The organism is Cupriavidus sp. SIMBA_020 (assembly GCF_046535395.1).
Classification (GTDB): Bacteria; Pseudomonadota; Gammaproteobacteria; order Burkholderiales; family Burkholderiaceae; genus Cupriavidus; species Cupriavidus campinensis.
In genome coordinates, this window is the sequence record NZ_JAWRWU010000734.1 from 1 (window position 1) to 266 (window position 266).

Here is a 266-nt window from a genome sequence, read left to right on the forward strand (position 1 = left end):
GGGACGCGCCCAGCGCCGTCAGCAATGGTGCAAGGCCGCGCACGTTGATCACCTGCACCGCCGCGCACAGCATCGGATGGAAATGCGCGGCCAATGTGTCAGGGTTGGACCGCAGCAGCCAGGCCGTCCATTGCACGACCTGGTCGTAGCCGTCCTGCTGCCGGGCCTCCTGGACGCGGAAGGTGAATTCGGCCGGTACGTCGGCGACATCCAGGGCCGGCGAGGCGGGCGTGTTGGTCACTGCGGCGGTGTCCGTCGGCATCCAG

General features: G+C 68.8%; 1 protein-coding gene. It reads right to left on the minus strand.

What is annotated here, in order from left to right:
• Positions 1 to 241 (minus strand): hypothetical protein (locus SB751_RS31275; protein ID WP_410749181.1); only part of this gene is annotated, 241 nt, incomplete at its 3' end.
• Positions 242 to 266: the final 25 nt, after the last annotated feature.